At 65.3% G+C, this 14,173-nt stretch carries 11 protein-coding genes; 7 read left to right on the top strand and 4 right to left on the bottom strand.

Annotation, left to right across the window (positions count from 1 at the left end; genetic code table 11):
• Window positions 1–18: 18 nt before the first annotated feature.
• On the top strand, window positions 19–642 hold the full coding sequence (mobA, locus tag AC239G_RS16725; RefSeq protein WP_139467915.1) for a molybdenum cofactor guanylyltransferase: 624 nt from the start codon (window positions 19–21) through the stop codon (window positions 640–642).
• On the opposite strand, the gene ykgO is transcribed toward mobA, so the two are convergent.
• Window positions 623–745: a type B 50S ribosomal protein L36 gene (gene ykgO, locus AC239G_RS16720; protein WP_139467916.1), complete on the bottom strand. Its 123-nt coding sequence runs from the start codon at window positions 743–745 to the stop codon at window positions 623–625. The two genes, mobA and ykgO, sit on opposite strands and share 20 nt — an antisense overlap.
• A gap of 69 nt (window positions 746–814) precedes the next feature.
• Between ykgO and AC239G_RS16715 the strand changes: the two genes are divergently transcribed.
• Window positions 815–1,819, top strand: a complete 1,005-nt coding sequence (locus AC239G_RS16715; protein WP_180345559.1) for a GTP-binding protein — start codon at window positions 815–817, stop codon at window positions 1,817–1,819.
• 45 nt (window positions 1,820–1,864) lie between these two features.
• Here the strand turns inward: AC239G_RS16715 and AC239G_RS16710 are convergent, their stop codons facing one another.
• Entirely contained in the window at window positions 1,865–2,266 is a 402-nt protein-coding gene (locus tag AC239G_RS16710) for a Fur family transcriptional regulator (RefSeq protein ID WP_139467918.1), read from the bottom strand.
• Window positions 2,267–2,493: 227 nt separating this feature from the next.
• On the opposite strand from AC239G_RS16710, the gene AC239G_RS16705 reads away from it, so the two are divergent.
• Together AC239G_RS16705 and AC239G_RS16700 are read left to right on the top strand one after the other, a co-directional pair.
• Entirely contained in the window at window positions 2,494–3,672 is a 1,179-nt protein-coding gene (locus tag AC239G_RS16705) for a CobW family GTP-binding protein (RefSeq protein ID WP_487489342.1), read from the top strand.
• A gap of 336 nt (window positions 3,673–4,008) precedes the next feature.
• Window positions 4,009–7,668, top strand: coding sequence for an efflux RND transporter permease subunit (locus AC239G_RS16700; RefSeq protein ID WP_487490124.1), 3,660 nt, complete (start codon window positions 4,009–4,011; stop codon window positions 7,666–7,668).
• 81 nt (window positions 7,669–7,749) lie between these two features.
• On the opposite strand, the gene AC239G_RS16695 is transcribed toward AC239G_RS16700, so the two are convergent.
• Window positions 7,750–8,535: a FadR/GntR family transcriptional regulator gene (locus AC239G_RS16695; protein ID WP_482400830.1), complete on the bottom strand. Its 786-nt coding sequence runs from the start codon at window positions 8,533–8,535 to the stop codon at window positions 7,750–7,752.
• 239 nt (window positions 8,536–8,774) lie between these two features.
• On the opposite strand from AC239G_RS16695, the gene AC239G_RS16690 reads away from it, so the two are divergent.
• On the top strand, window positions 8,775–10,463 hold the full coding sequence (locus tag AC239G_RS16690) for an L-lactate permease (protein WP_259357297.1): 1,689 nt from the start codon (window positions 8,775–8,777) through the stop codon (window positions 10,461–10,463).
• Window positions 10,464–10,548: 85 nt separating this feature from the next.
• Window positions 10,549–11,817 carry an alpha-hydroxy acid oxidase gene (locus AC239G_RS16685; protein WP_062241048.1) on the top strand — a complete coding sequence of 423 codons (1,269 nt, stop codon included), beginning with the start codon at window positions 10,549–10,551 and terminating at the stop codon, window positions 11,815–11,817.
• Window positions 11,818–11,930: 113 nt separating this feature from the next.
• Here the strand turns inward: AC239G_RS16685 and fepB are convergent, their stop codons facing one another.
• Window positions 11,931–12,962, bottom strand: a complete 1,032-nt coding sequence (fepB, locus tag AC239G_RS16680) for a Fe2+-enterobactin ABC transporter substrate-binding protein (RefSeq protein ID WP_482400829.1) — start codon at window positions 12,960–12,962, stop codon at window positions 11,931–11,933.
• A gap of 135 nt (window positions 12,963–13,097) precedes the next feature.
• Between fepB and AC239G_RS16675 the strand changes: the two genes are divergently transcribed.
• The gene (locus tag AC239G_RS16675; protein ID WP_487489341.1) at window positions 13,098–14,126 is read left to right on the top strand and encodes an ABC transporter substrate-binding protein; all 1,029 of its coding nucleotides are present in this window, start codon (window positions 13,098–13,100) and stop codon (window positions 14,124–14,126) included.
• Window positions 14,127–14,173 lie beyond the last annotated feature (47 nt).

The raw sequence follows: 14,173 nt of genomic DNA, 5'->3' as shown, positions 1-14,173 counted from the left end.
GGTCTGTACGATCGAGGCATGACGGTCAACGCGATCATTCTCACCGGCGGTCGTTCGCGACGCTTCGACGGCGTTCACAAACCCGGCGTCGAGGTCGGCGGACGGTCGACGATCTCCCGGATCCTGCAGAGCATCCGCGGTGCGGCAGCCGACGCCGAGGTGTGGGTGGCCGGACCCGCAGACGGGCTCTCGGAAGCGGAGCAGAAAAGCGTCCGCGTCGTGCGGGAAGAACCCGAGTTCGCGGGCCCGTTGGCCGGGATCGCGGCCGCGGTTGCGGCTATGCCGACTGAGGCGGAATTCCCGCCCGAGACGGCCGATGTCACCCTTGTCCTGGCCGGGGACATGCCGCTGATCACGGCGGGCCACCTCGGTGAGCTCATCTCTGCGTGTCGTGCCACCGGACGTCCGGCCACGGGCGCCGACGATCGGGGAAAGACGCAGTTCCTCTGCGCGGCCTGGCCGACTCGGCTGCTGCGTGCACGTCTCACGGAGATCGGCGACCCGACGGATGGGGCGGTGAAGCTGCTCTTCGCGGGACTCGAGCCGGTCGCGGTCGCTGTGGACCCGGAGGTAGTGAGCGACTTCGACACTGCAGCCGAGCTCGAAGCGATTCGAACCCGGCTCAGCCCTGACGGGCCTTGAATCGAGGATTCTTCTTGTTGATGACGTAGACGCGGCCGCGGCGGCGGACCACCTGCGAACCGGGCAGTGACTTCAGCGAACGCAGCGAACGACGAACCTTCATGGACGCGACTCCTTAGTGAGAATGAGTATCATTAGAGATAATACTATGTTCTCCAGCGAAGGGAAGCGAATGCAGGGATCAGACGAACGCGGCCGGAGTCCCATCGTCGACGGAATCGAAGCGATCGCCGTCGTCGGACTCTGCGCGGCTGAGCGCAGGCGCTATGCGATGGGTCTGGCCAGGGATCGCGGTTTTGTCTTCGTGCCCGCGGAGCAGACGGAACAGGGCATCGAGGCGATCGACCGCCTCGTCGATCTGGTCGGAATGACATCCGGGGTGCACGGGTTCGTCCTCGAATACGGGGAGGACGCGGATTGTGCGGAGATCATCGGTGCTCTGAGTGCTCCCGACACGCGAGCCGTGCTCACCGACCTCGTCTGCGTGCTCGACCTTGCCTGCCTGCGCAGCGATCTCGATTCGGAAGCGCGCGCCGGAGCCCTGGTTGCGCAGATCGAATTCGCCTCGACACTTGCTCTGCTGGCGCCCGATGCTGCCGCCTCGGCCGGGGCCGAGGCGGCCATCGGGCTGATCGCGCACCTGGCACCGGAGGCCGAGCGCTTTCTCCTGCGCGACGGCGCGGTGCATGAGCCGGTGTGCTGGCAGTTCGGGCACCGACCTCCCGCCGCGGGGTGGACGGCGATACTCAACTCGGAGTTTCGGCCCCCGGCTCGGTCGGGAGGTGTCCGCGCCTGCCGTTTCGAACAAGCGCGACCCTTCCACCCGCAGCGACTGCAGGCAGTGCTGAGTGCGGCTCTCGGCGAAGGCTGCTGGGGGCGAATCGTCCGTTCGGCCGGCTTCGCGAAGCTTGCCTCCCGACCCTATGTGACCGCGCATTGGGATCAGGCAGGCACGCTGCTGACGTTCTCACCGCTGACCGCTGATCCGCTGCCCGGTGCAGAGCTGTTGGCGCTCGGTCAGGATCTCGCCTTCATCGGCTTCGACCTCGACGAGGCGGGGCTGTGTGAAGCGCTCGACCGCGCCGTCCTCACCGATGCTGAGCTTCTGGCGGGTCCGATGGCCTGGCTGGAGTATCACGACGAGTTCCCCGCATGGGACTCCGCGCACCGCGGATGACGCCAGCGGTCTTAGTCTGACGCCGGGGCGGTGCTCCGGCTGCGCTCAGCCGGACGCCCGACATTCGGCGCACAGGCCGAAGATCTCGAAGACGTGGTGTGTGATCTCGAAGCCGTTCGATGCCGCAATCTGACGCATCCAGTCCTCACTCGGCGGGTCGATCTCAACGGCGGTGCCGCAGCGCTCGCAGACGAGATGGTGATGGTGCTCGGTCTGCGCGCAGGCGCGGAAGAGCTGGGTCTCGGCGATGGTGATCGTATCGGCATCGCCGCCGCGTGCAAGCGCATTGAGCTGCCGGTAGACGGTGGCGAGGCCGACGCTGGCCCCTTCGTCTTCGAGGCGGCGGTGGAGCTGTTTGGCGGAGACGAAGCGGGTCTCGGTCTCAAGGGCAGAGCGGATGAGCGCCTTCTGTGCGGTGCTGCGCGTCTTCTTCTGCGGAGCTGCCATGGGAGTCCTCCCTTATCGTCTCTGTCGAACTCATCGTCGACGTCACAGGGGCATATGCATGAACGCGCATATGCGAGAGAAATAATGAAACACGTTACCATTAACGGGCGGTTCACCCACACCTCTACGATTGACCCCGTACCGAGAACGGGGCCCTCGCGCACAGCGGAACCCGCGCTGTCGAGCCACCGAGCACGAAAAGCGAGCACGACCACCGAGGAGGCGCAATGAGCGGCCCCACCCGCAGACCGGCGATCCCGGTCATCCTGCTCACCGGCTACCTCGGTGCCGGAAAGACGAGCCTGCTCAACCACCTCCTGCGCCACCCTGACGCCCGCATCGGCGTCATCGTCAACGACTTCGGCGACCTCAACATCGACGCCGGACTCGTCGTCGGCCAGGTCGACGAACCGCTGTCGATCTCGGGCGGATGCGTGTGCTGCCTGACCGATGACTCCGAGCTCGAAGACGCGCTCGTGGCGATGACGAACCCCAAGCTGCGCCTCGACGCAATCATCGTCGAGGCCAGCGGATTCGCCGAGCCCCTGACCCTGGCCCGCATGATCACGCGCATGGGCCACCACCGATTCCACCTCGGCGGGGTCATCGACGTCGTCGACGCCACCATGTACTTCGACACCATCGATACCTCGAGCCTGCCGCCCCTGCGTTTCGCCGCGACGACATTGGTGCTGGTCAACAAGCTCGACCAGGTGCCGGTGGCCGACCGTGGGACCACGGTCGAGGCCGTGCGCGCCCGCGTCCACGAACGCAATCCGCGCGTCATCGTCATCGGCACCCACCACGCCCGCCTCGACCCCACACTCATATTCGATCCGGGCGAAGGTGAGCAGGACCTTCGCCGAGGCGGCTCCGACGCCGGTGATGACCCGATCCAACCTGAGTTGCCGATCCGGGAACTGCTGCGTCAGGCCTACGCCGAGGCGGCGGTCGACGAGATCGGTGACGACGAGGTCGATGCGGAATCCATGCCACACCGCCACGCCCAGTCCGTGACCGTCACCGGCAGCGGCCCTGTCGATCCGGATGCGGTGATGGATTTCGTCGAAGACCTCCCGCCCGGGGTGTACCGCGTGAAGGGCACCGTGCTCGCGGCTGTGGGATCTCGCAGGCGCAGCTTCGATGTGCAGGCTGTGGGTCCGAACGTCTACGTCGCGGAGGCGGCCCGACCTGTCCCGAAGACGCCGTCCTTAAGCGCGGGGAATGGTGATCGGCAGGATGCCGACAGCGTCCTCGTCGCCATCGGAGAGGACTTCGACACCGAGGCGGCCGAAGCCACTCTGACCGCCGCCCTCAACGTCGACGCCGCCGGAGGCCTGGATGTCGCGGCATCAGACAGTGACCGCTCCGAACGCCTCCTCCACCACGTCCGCCTCCACACCTAATTGCTACCTGACGGCGGCCCAGCAACCTCGCGCCAGGTTGCTGGGCCGCCGTCAGGTAGTAAGAGAAGAGGATCCTCCGGTTTTCTTCCGTGTTTCCTGAGGGTGGTCTGGAGGTCAACTCCCGTGCCGGACACCCGCGACCGCTTCTAGGGTCGAAGCGTGCCCCACCGAACGGCCGTGATCGACCTGCCGGGAACAGCAGTGAGAAATCATCCTTTTGGGGGACACCGTGCCTACTTTTGGGCGATCCGCTGAGGCGATCCGCTTGGAAGACTGACTGGAGCGCCCTGCTCACACCCCCGAACCCGGAGGAACCCCGTGCACCTGATCACCCGGATGAGTCTGAAGAACCGCCTCATCGTCGGATTGCTCACCCTCGTGATCGCCGTCTTCGGCATCGTCGCGACCACCTCGCTCAACCAGGAGACGATGCCCTCGGTCGACCTGCCCGGCACTTCGGTGCAGGCCACCGTCCCCGGCGCCTCACCGGAGGTGATCGAGGAGACCGTGACCAAGCCTCTCGAGACCGCGCTCGACGGGGTCGGAGAGCTCGAATCGGTGACCACTTCCACCTCGTCGGGGATGATGACCGCCGAAGTGACTTGGCCGTTCGGCAAGGACTCCGAAGCGATGACCGACGCCGTCCGCTCGGCCGTCGACGGTGTGAAGTCCGACCTGCCCGCCGATGCCGAAGCCGAGGTGCTGTCGTATCAGATGGATGAGGTCCCGGTGACGATGTTCGCCGTCTCCGGCGGGGACTCCGCCACCCTCGGCGACCGTCTCGAGACCGACCTCGTCCCCGAACTCCGCGCTCTCGACGGTGTTTCGAACGTCGAGGTCAGCGGCCAGGACGAGCAGCGAGTCTCCATCACCTTCCGCCCCGAGGATGTGGCGGAGAAGAACGTCGTCGAATCCTCCGTACCCGATGAGCTCGAAGCCGCCGGCACCGTCGTTCCCGCTGGCCAGAGCTCACAGGGCGACACGTCGATGGCCGTCGAGGTCGGCACCGAGGTCGACGCCGTCGAACAGATCGAGAAGACGCCACTGCGCACCGCGGACGGCACCGTGCTGCTGGGTGAGGTCGCCGACGTCGACCTCGACTCGGTCGAGAAGACCTCCCTGTCCCGTGCCGGCGGCAAGGACTCCGTGACCGTGTCGGTGACCAAAGACCAGGACGCCAATGTCGTCGACGTCTCCCACAAAGTCGCCGACACTCTCGACAAGATCGGTCCGAAGCTCGGCGAGGACACGGAATTCTCGACGATCTTCGATCAGGCTCCGGAGATCGAGAAGTCGATCCACGACCTTTCCGTCGAAGGCGGACTCGGCCTGATCTTCGCGATCCTCGTCATCCTCGCCTTCCTCGGCTCGTTCCGTTCGACCATCGTCGCCGCGATCTCGATCCCGATGTCGCTGCTCATCGCGATGATCGGCCTCATGGCCGGCGACTACACGCTCAACATCCTCACCTTGGGTGCCCTGACGATCGCCGTCGGCCGCGTCGTCGACGACTCCATCGTCGTCATCGAGAATATCCGGAGACGCCAGGGCACGAGCGACCTGACGGTCGAAGACATCGTCGCCAGCGTCAAACAGGTCGCCGGTGCCATCACTGCCTCGACCCTGACCACCGTCGCCGTGTTCCTGCCCATCGCGTTCGTCGACGGCATCGCCGGACAGCTGTTCCGGCCCTTCTCCGTCACCGTGTCCTTGGCACTGCTGGCCTCCCTCGTCGTGGCGCTGACGATCGTCCCCGTGTTCAGCTACTGGGTCCTGCGCCGCAGCCCCAAACCGCTCTCGCCCAAACGGCAAGCCGCCACCGACCGCAGCTATGAGCTGTGGGCGGCCAAGCAGCACCGCCGCTCGGTGGCCCGTGCCGAACGCCGCCAGAAGGCGATCGAGAAGAAGAACGCCAAACGCGCGGCCAAGGGCAAGGACCCGCTGCCGGACGCGACCGTCGAACCCGTCGTCGCTCCCGCACCCGGAAACGGTGAGGCCTCCGGCCGAGTCGATCGCCTCCAGCAGCGCAGCCTGCCGGCGATCATCTCGGCCCTGCACCACCCCTGGAGGACCATCGCCTTCTCCGTCGTCATCTTCGTTGTCACAATGATGTGCGCGACCTTCCTCAAGACGGACCTGCTCGGATCGGCCGGGCAGAACTCCGTGTACATCACGCAGACCCTCCCCGCCGGCGCTTCGCTCGAAGCCGGTGACAAGGCCGCGAAGCGCGTGGAAGCCGTGCTCGGCGATGATCCGGACGTCGACACCTACTCGACGACGGTCAACGGCCCGGAATCCGGAGCGGAGAACCAGTTCAACGTCACCCTGGCCGAAGACTCCGAGGCCGAGGTCGCGACGAACCGCCTCCGCACCCAACTCGACGATCTCGGGAAGGACGCGGGCGAGATCGACGTCCAGGACGCCGGCGGCTCCGTCAGCGAGGACGTCGAGGTCACCCTTTCGGGCACCGACCTGGGTGCGCTGCGAAAGGCTGCCGGCGAGGTGACGAAGAAGATGGCGGACACCGACGGCGTCCAGTCCGCCCGCAACGACCTCGCCGCCGATCAGCCGGTCATCGAGGTCGACGTCGATCGGGAGAAAGCCGCCGACTACGGATTCAGCCAGGCTGAGGTCGGGCAGGCCATCGCCTCCGCACTCCATGGTGTCGAGGCCGGCACCATCACCCTCAATGGCCAGGAGCGCGACATCACCCTCGCTCCGACTCATCCGGATGCGACCCCGGACGAGATCCGTGCTCTCGAACTGCCCGTCACCGAGGTGCAGACGCAGAACGCCCAGGAGGATGCGACCGATCGGGTCGAGGAGAAGACCGATGCCCGCGCCGAGGAGGCCAAGCGCAAGGCCGCTGACGAATCGGCCGAGCAGCTCAAGTCCGCCCGTGAAGCTCGTGACAACGCGGCCGACCAGCTCGAACAGGCCCGCAAGGCCCTGCGCGATGCCGAGAATCCGCCGCCGGCTCCGAGCCCGGGCGACATGGCTGCCGACCAGGTGGAACAGGCCCGCGAAGGCGTCGAACAAGCAGAGAAGGGACTGAAGGAAGCCAACGACGCCATCGACGACCTCGTCGACGGCCAGCGTGAACAGGAGCAGAGCCAGGAGGAGGAAGAGGCGCTTGCCGATGAGCAGGCCGCCATCCCCGACATCAAGGGTGAGCCGATCACCGTCGACGAGATCGCGGAGGTGAAGAAGACCGAGACCCCGGCGACGATCGACCGTGCCGACGGAGACCGGAAGGTCACCGTGTTCGCAACTCCGTCCAGCGGTCAGCTCGAAACGGTCACCGCTGCGGCCACCGATCTGACCGCGACCATGGATCTGCCCGACGGAGTCAGTTTCGACGTCGGCGGTGCCAGCCAGGAGCAGGCGGAATCCTTCGGTCAGCTCGGTATGGCGATGGCCGTGGCGATCGTGCTCGTGTTCCTCGTGATGATCGCGACGTTCCGCAGCTTCGTCCAGCCGCTCATCCTGCTGGTGTCGATTCCGTTCGCAGCGACCGGAGCCGTGCTGCTCTTGCTGGCGACCGGCACACCCTTGGGCATTCCCTCACTCATCGGTCTGCTCATGCTCATCGGCATCGTCGTGACGAACGCGATCGTGCTCATCGACCTCATCAACAAGCTGCGGGAGGACGGACTCGACCTCATGGACGCGATCGTCCACGGCACCCGACTGCGCCTGCGCCCGATCCTCATGACCGCGGCCGCGACGATCTTCGCCCTCGTGCCGATGTCGCTGGGGCTGACCGGTGGGGGAGTGTTCATCTCGCAGCCCCTGGCGATCGTCGTCATCGGCGGGCTCACCTCGTCGACGGTGCTCACGCTCATCCTCGTCCCCGCTCTCTACCTCCTCGTCGAACGGCGCAAAGAGGTCCGGGCAGCACATAAGGAGGAGAAGCGCGCCAAGAAACGGGCCGAGAACCAAGCGCGGATCGAAGCGGAAACCGCCGAGGTGGCCCAACGTTCCGACGACCAGTAAACCCCTTAATTACTACCTGACGGCGGCCCAGCAACCTCGCGCAAGGTTGCTGGGCCGCCGTCAGGTAGCAATTGGGGTGGGTTAGGTGTCGGAGAGGCCGGGTAAGCGTGAGGCGGCGAAGCGGATGTGCTCTTCGGTCAGGGCCGCGGCCTCCTCGGCGCGACCGGCGGTGATGGCGTCCATGATCCCGTGGTGTTGGGCTTGCAGCTTCGCCATCAGCGCCTGCTGGTCGTCGACGCGGCTGAACGAGGAGAAGATCGACTTCCGCAGAGAGGTGCGGATGGCCCCGGTGAGGTCGGAGAACAGCTGATTTCCAGCCGCCTGCGCGATGGCGACGTGGAACGCGGTGTCTGCGTCGTTGAAGGTCTCCAAACTGATGCCGGGAGTGTCCATCATCGCCAGCTGCGCATTCACCTCCGCCAGTGCGTCCTTATCGGCACGGGTCGCCGCGAGAATCGCGCTCGAGCGTTCGAGCTGGATGCGCGTCTCCGTCACGTCATCGATGCTGAAGTTCGTGAGCGCAACATGAAGGCGGAGGAAACGAGTGAGCGCGGCCGAGGGCATGGCGGCGATGAACGTGCCGGCACCACGACCGGACCCGCCAGATGACCGAACGACGCCGAGGCTGTCGAGCACCCGCAGCGCTTCGCGCACACTGGCGCGACTGACGCCGAGCTTCGTCGCCAGGTCGCGTTCGGCAGGCAGAGGATCTCCGACGCCCAGTGAGCCGGTCATGATCTGCTCTTCGATGGCATCGATGACGAGCTCATAGGTGCTCGCCCGGTTCACGGGTTTCCATTCGGGACCGGTGGCCGCCTCGGCGCTGCCGGTCTGTTCCGGGCGGACCTCGTTCGTGTCATCGTTCATGGTCGTCTCCACCGCGCCATCATGTCATGCCTCTCGTTGCTCGTCGTCCTGCTCGTGGGGATGCGACCGGAACCGCCGCCGGAAGAAAACAGTTGACGCAGATCACACCCTCGTCCTATGCTCAGATTAATGGTCTGACCTCATAAAGGCCATACTGAAAGTTCTGATCGTTCGAGTTCGGAGCGCGTTCACAGGGGAACGGACCCGATGTGGGCAGGCCCGGCCGATTTGGAGAAGCCATGTACACACCTGAAATCGCACCGGTGGCCGACAGCCTGCTGTGGACGTCCATGCTGGCGATCCTGCCGCTGTTGACGATCTTCGTCACCCTCGGCGCGCTCAAATGGAAGGCCCACTGGGCCGGACTGACCGCCGTCGGCGTCGCTCTCATCGTCGCGATCGCCGCCTACGGAATGCCGGTCGGACTCGCCGCGCTCTCGGCGACACAGGGGTTCGCCTTCGGACTGTTTCCGATCATGTGGATCGTCATCACCGCGATCTGGCTCTACGAGCTCACCGTGCGCTCGGGGCACTTCGAGGACCTGCGGTTGGTCATCAACGTCATCTCCGATGACCCGCGCATTCAGGCCATCATCGTCGCCTTCTGCTTCGGCGGCCTCCTCGAAGCGCTCGCCGGATTCGGCGCCCCGGTGGCGATCACCGGTGTCATGCTCGTCGCCGTCGGCTTCACCGCTATGCGAGCTGCCGTCGTCGTCCTCGTTGCCAACACCGCCCCCGTGGCCTTCGGCGCCATCGCCATCCCGATCATCACCGCCGGCACTCTGACGGGAATCGACTACCAGGACATCGGCGCCATGGTCGGTCACCAGACCCCGTTCCTCGCCGCAGTCGTGCCGCTCTTCCTCGTCCTGCTCGTCGACGGGCGTCGCGGGCTGAAGCAGATCTGGCCGCTGGCCCTCGTCGTGGGCATCGCCTTCGGCCTCGCCCAGTGGGTCTCCGCCACGTTCCTCTCCGTCGAACTCACCGACATCATCGCCTCCCTCGTCGGCCTCGCAGCCGTCGTCATCATGCTGCGCTTCTGGAAGCCGAAGGGCGGTCAGGACGCACTCGACCGCATGGCCGATGAGCGCGAACACGAAGGCGCCGATGCTCCCGATGCCGGCGGTGCCTCTGCTGCCGTTGCCACCGATGTGAAGAAGGAGACCGCGCCGCTGACCGGGTCCCGCGTCTTCCTCGCGCTCTTTCCCTATCTGCTCGTCATCGTCATCTTCTCCGTGGCCAAACTCGTGCCGGTACTCAACAACTGGCTGGCCTCGACCGATGTGAAGATCCCCTGGCCCGGATTGGATGGGAACATCCTCAACGCCGCTGGCGAAGTCTCGACGAGCACGGTCTACAACTTCCAATGGCTGTCTTCCCCGGGCACCCTGCTGCTCATCTCCGGCATCATCGTCGCGATCGTGTACAAGATGTCAGCGAAGGACGCCGTCGATGTCTTCATCGTCAACGTCGTGAAGATGAAGTTCTCGATCCTCACCGTCGGCTCCGTTCTCGCGCTGGCCTATGTCATGAACCTCTCGGGCCAGACGATCACCATCGGAACCTGGATCGCCGGCACCGGAGCCTTCTTCGCCTTCCTCTCGCCGATCCTCGGCTGGCTGGGCACTGCTGTGACCGGTTCGGACACCTCGGCGAACGCACTGTTCGCGACCCTGCAGCAGACCGCCGCACACGAGGCCGGGCTCAACCCGCTGCTGCTCGTCGGCGCCAACAGCTCCGGCGGCGTCCTCGGCAAGATGGTCAGCCCGCAGAACCTCACCATCGCGGCCACCGCCGTCGGTCTGCTCGGCAAGGAGGCCTCGATCCTCCGCCGCGTCATCGGCTGGTCCCTGGGCATGCTCGTCGCCATGTGTCTGCTCGTCGGACTCCAGTCGACGGTGCTGTCCTGGATGGTCCCCGGCTCCTGAGGCCGCTCGGCGCCGTCACGCCGACCGGACCACCCGCACCAGCCACCCCCACTTCTCAACCACCGCCTAAGAAGGAGCGAAAAACATGGTCAAGAGGCAGATTCCTCAGCCGGCCGAGATCTTCGAGCTGATGAAGTTCAAGAAGTTCGAACTCGACCCGAAGAAGCGCCGCTTGGAGAATGCGCTGACGATCGAGGACCTGCGCAAGATCGCGAAGCGCCGGACCCCGGCCGCGGCGTTCGACTACACGGATGGGGCCGCCGAGGGTGAGATCTCGATGGAGCGCTCGGTCCAGTCCTTCCGCGATATCGAGTTCCACCCCTCGATCCTCAAGGACGTCACGAACGTCGACACCTCGACCCAGATCATGGGTGGCAGCTCGGCCATGCCCTTCGGCATCGCGCCGACCGGCTTCACCCGACTCATGCAGACCGAGGGTGAGACCGCCGGCGCCGGAGCCGCCGGAGCTGCCGGCATCCCGTTCACGCTCTCGACGTTGGGCACGACGTCGATCGAGGACGTGAAGAAGACCAACCCGCATGGGCGAAATTGGTTCCAGCTCTATGTGATGAAGCAGCGCGACATCTCCTACGGCCTCGTCGAGCGGGCGAAGAACGCCGGGTTCGACACTCTCTTCTTCACCGTCGACGCCCCCGTCGCCGGTGCCCGACTGCGCGATACCCGCAACGGCTTCTCGATTCCACCGCAGCTGACCCCGCAGACGATCCTCAACGCCATCCCTCGTCCCTGGTGGTGGTGGGACTTCCTGACCACCCCGAAGCTCGAGTTCGCGTCCCTGTCGGAGACCGGCGGCACCGTCGGCGAGCTCCTCGATTCGGCGATGGACCCCTCCATCAACTTCGATGACCTCGCCGAGATCCGCGCCATGTGGCCCGGCAAATTCTCCGTCAAGGGCGTGCAGACGCTCGAGGATGCGAAAAAGCTCGCCGACCTCGGCGTCGATTCGATCGTCCTGTCCAACCACGGCGGGCGCCAGCTCGATCGCGCGCCCGTGCCCTTCGAACTCCTCCCCGAGGTGGCTCGCGAGATCGGCAAGGACGTGGAGATCATCATCGACACCGGAATCCGCAACGGCGCCGACATCGTCGCGTCGTTGGCGCTGGGCGCGGACTTCACGCTCATCGGCCGCGCCTACCTCTTCGGCCTCATGGCCGGCGGTCGAGCAGGAGTGGACCGGACGATCGAGATCCTCGGCGAGCAGGTCGAGCGCACCATGCGCCTGCTCCAGGTCGCCGATGTCTCCGAGCTCAACCCGTCCCATGTGACCCAGCTGCGTCAATTCAACCGCGACGAGCGCGCGGAGATCATCAGCTCCCGCCCGGCCAAGGGCTGATTCGCCGAGGCGGCCCCGCCGGGGCCGCCAAGACGGGGCTCCGTAGGCAGAGAACGGACGGCCGGCAGCGAGAAGAATCTTCGTTGCCGGCCGTCCGTTTCGGGTTCAGGTGATCACTTGCCGAATTCGTCCTCGATGCGGTCGAGGACGTTCGTGGCGGAGTAGTAATCGAGGCGGAATGAGTCGAGGCCCATCGGGTAGACGGCATCGTTCTTCACCGCCGGTGTGCTCTCGACCAGCGAGTTCTTCGCATATGACGCGGCTGTCTTCTCGTTCGCGTTGAACAGGAACACGGATTCGCCGGTGACGGCCTTCGACAGGTTCTCACCGGTGACTTCGACGATATCGGCGCGTTTGCCCATTTCTCCTTGGCCGGCTGTGCCTTCGGGGACCTCGGCGAGTTCGAAGCCGACCTCCTGGAGGAGCTTGCCTTGAGCGGATTCCGGGGTCCAGATGTTCGCGCTGGCCCCGGATCCTCCGCCCTTGGCCTTCTCGTTGAAGATCATGCCGGTGACCGGCTGCTTCGGGGCGTCGATGGCGGACTTCACCTCCTCGGCGCGGGAACCGAATTCGTCGTTGACCTTCTTCGCCTCATCCTCGTGGCCGGTGATCTCACCGAGCTTGGCAGTGACCTCCTGCCAGTCCTTGTCCCCGTAGTCGATGACGACGGTCGGGGCGATGTCGTTGAGCTGATCGTAGATGGCGTTCGCCGAGTCCTGGCCGGTCTTCGAGACCACGATGAGGTCGGGTTCCTCGGCGAGCACGGCCTCGACATCGGGGTCGCCCTGGTAGAGGGCTTTGACGTCCTTCTCCTTCGCGACGTCGCTCCACTGCGTGAAGAAGCCCTGGTCGTCGGCAACGGGGGAGTTGGGCATGGTGGCCCCGGAGGCAGTGACCGGTGCGTCGACGGCGAGGAGGCTGCCGGTGAGAGTCACCGAGGTGGAGACGACCGATTCGGGTGCCTCGTCGATGGTCACTTCGTGGCCGGCGTCGTCCGTGATCGTGAGGGGCCATTGACCGTCGGCGGCGGCGTCGCCATTGCCGGAGTCGGAAGAGCCGGACCCGCCGCAGGCGCTGAGGCTGAGAGCGGTGGCGAGGGTGACTGCGGCAAATACGCGTGTGCTGCCGGGTTTGACGCGGGACATAGGGGACCTTTCGAGAATGTTCGCTTGCGAAGATGAGCCTAACCTAAGTAGGCCCAGGAAGCTGCATTCGTGGTGAGATTTTGCGCAGGGTGTGGCGTGTCGAGCGAAGTATCCACTTAGGGTAGGCTCATCTTCGTGAAATCGACTCTGAAGAATCGGGCGGTTGCTGTGGCCGCCTCTGCTCTGACCATTGCCCTGCTCGCTGTCGGCTGTGCCGCCGAGGGTGACAAGGACGCCGACGGGGACGCCGGCAACAAGGATGTTGCGACAGGAGGCGAGGCCTTCGGCACTGCTGATGAGGAGACTGCGAAGCTCGGCAGTGATGCCGAGGCCGGGGTCTTCCCGCGGACGGTCAAGCATGCCAATGGCACGACGGAGATCGAAAAGAAGCCCGAGCGCGTCGTCGTCCTCGACACGGGAGAGCTCGACGATGTCCTGTCGCTGGGCATCACACCGGTCGGCATGGTGACGACCGAAGGCGCCAGTCCGGTGCCGAGCTATCTCGAAGACCAGGTCAAGGGAGTCGAGACGGTCGGCACGATTCAGGAGCTTGATCTCGAGAAGATCGCCTCTCTCGAACCCGACCTCATCCTCGGCAGCCAGCTGCGTGCCGACAAACTCTATGACGAACTCGACTCCATTGCTCCGACGGTGTTCTCGATCCGTCCCGGGTTCCCGTGGAAGGAGAACTTCCGCCTCGTCGGTGAGGCGATGGGCATGGAAGACGAGACGACGAACGAGCTTGAGGAATACGCTCGCGAGGCGGGAGAACTCAAGGACTCCGTCGACGGCGACCCGACGATCTCGCTCGTGCGTTTCATGCCTGATCGCCTCCGTCTGTATGCGAACCAGTCGCTCATCGGAGTCATCCTCCACGATGCCGGGTTCAAGCGCCCGAAGAACCAGGACGTCGACGAGCTCGCCGTCGAGATCTCTCCGGAGAACCTCGACCAGGCGGCCGGCGATTATGTCTTCTACACCAGCTATGGCGATCCGGAGGCGACCGGGGAGAAGAAGGCACTCGAATCGAGCCAATGGAAGGGTCTCGACGCGGTCAAGGACAGCAAGGCCATCCGCGTCAATGACGATGTCTGGTTCCTCGGACTCGGCCCGACCGGGGCCGGTCAGATCCTCGATGATCTGGAGGACCACCTCGGCGAGTGAATCTCCGAGAGATTTCGCAGTGACGGCGAAGAAATCGCCTCTATGCT

Source organism: Brevibacterium sp. Lmc1 (genome assembly GCF_057654315.1).
This window is presented reverse-complemented; position numbering and strand designations above follow the sequence as displayed.

Bases quoted from the DNA above. Each gene is read 5' to 3' on its own strand.
- mobA (WP_139467915.1), top strand. From the start codon at position 19: ATGACGGTCAACGCGATCATTCTCACCGGCGGTCGTTCGCGACGCTTC.
- ykgO (WP_139467916.1), bottom strand. From the start codon at position 745: ATGAAGGTTCGTCGTTCGCTGCGTTCGCTGAAGTCACTGCCCGGTTCG.
- AC239G_RS16715 (WP_180345559.1), top strand. From the start codon at position 815: ATGCAGGGATCAGACGAACGCGGCCGGAGTCCCATCGTCGACGGAATC.
- AC239G_RS16710 (WP_139467918.1), bottom strand. From the start codon at position 2,266: ATGGCAGCTCCGCAGAAGAAGACGCGCAGCACCGCACAGAAGGCGCTC.
- AC239G_RS16705 (WP_487489342.1), top strand. From the start codon at position 2,494: ATGAGCGGCCCCACCCGCAGACCGGCGATCCCGGTCATCCTGCTCACC.
- AC239G_RS16700 (WP_487490124.1), top strand. From the start codon at position 4,009: ATGAGTCTGAAGAACCGCCTCATCGTCGGATTGCTCACCCTCGTGATC.
- AC239G_RS16695 (WP_482400830.1), bottom strand. From the start codon at position 8,535: ATGAACGATGACACGAACGAGGTCCGCCCGGAACAGACCGGCAGCGCC.
- AC239G_RS16690 (WP_259357297.1), top strand. From the start codon at position 8,775: ATGTACACACCTGAAATCGCACCGGTGGCCGACAGCCTGCTGTGGACG.
- AC239G_RS16685 (WP_062241048.1), top strand. From the start codon at position 10,549: ATGGTCAAGAGGCAGATTCCTCAGCCGGCCGAGATCTTCGAGCTGATG.
- fepB (WP_482400829.1), bottom strand. From the start codon at position 12,962: ATGTCCCGCGTCAAACCCGGCAGCACACGCGTATTTGCCGCAGTCACC.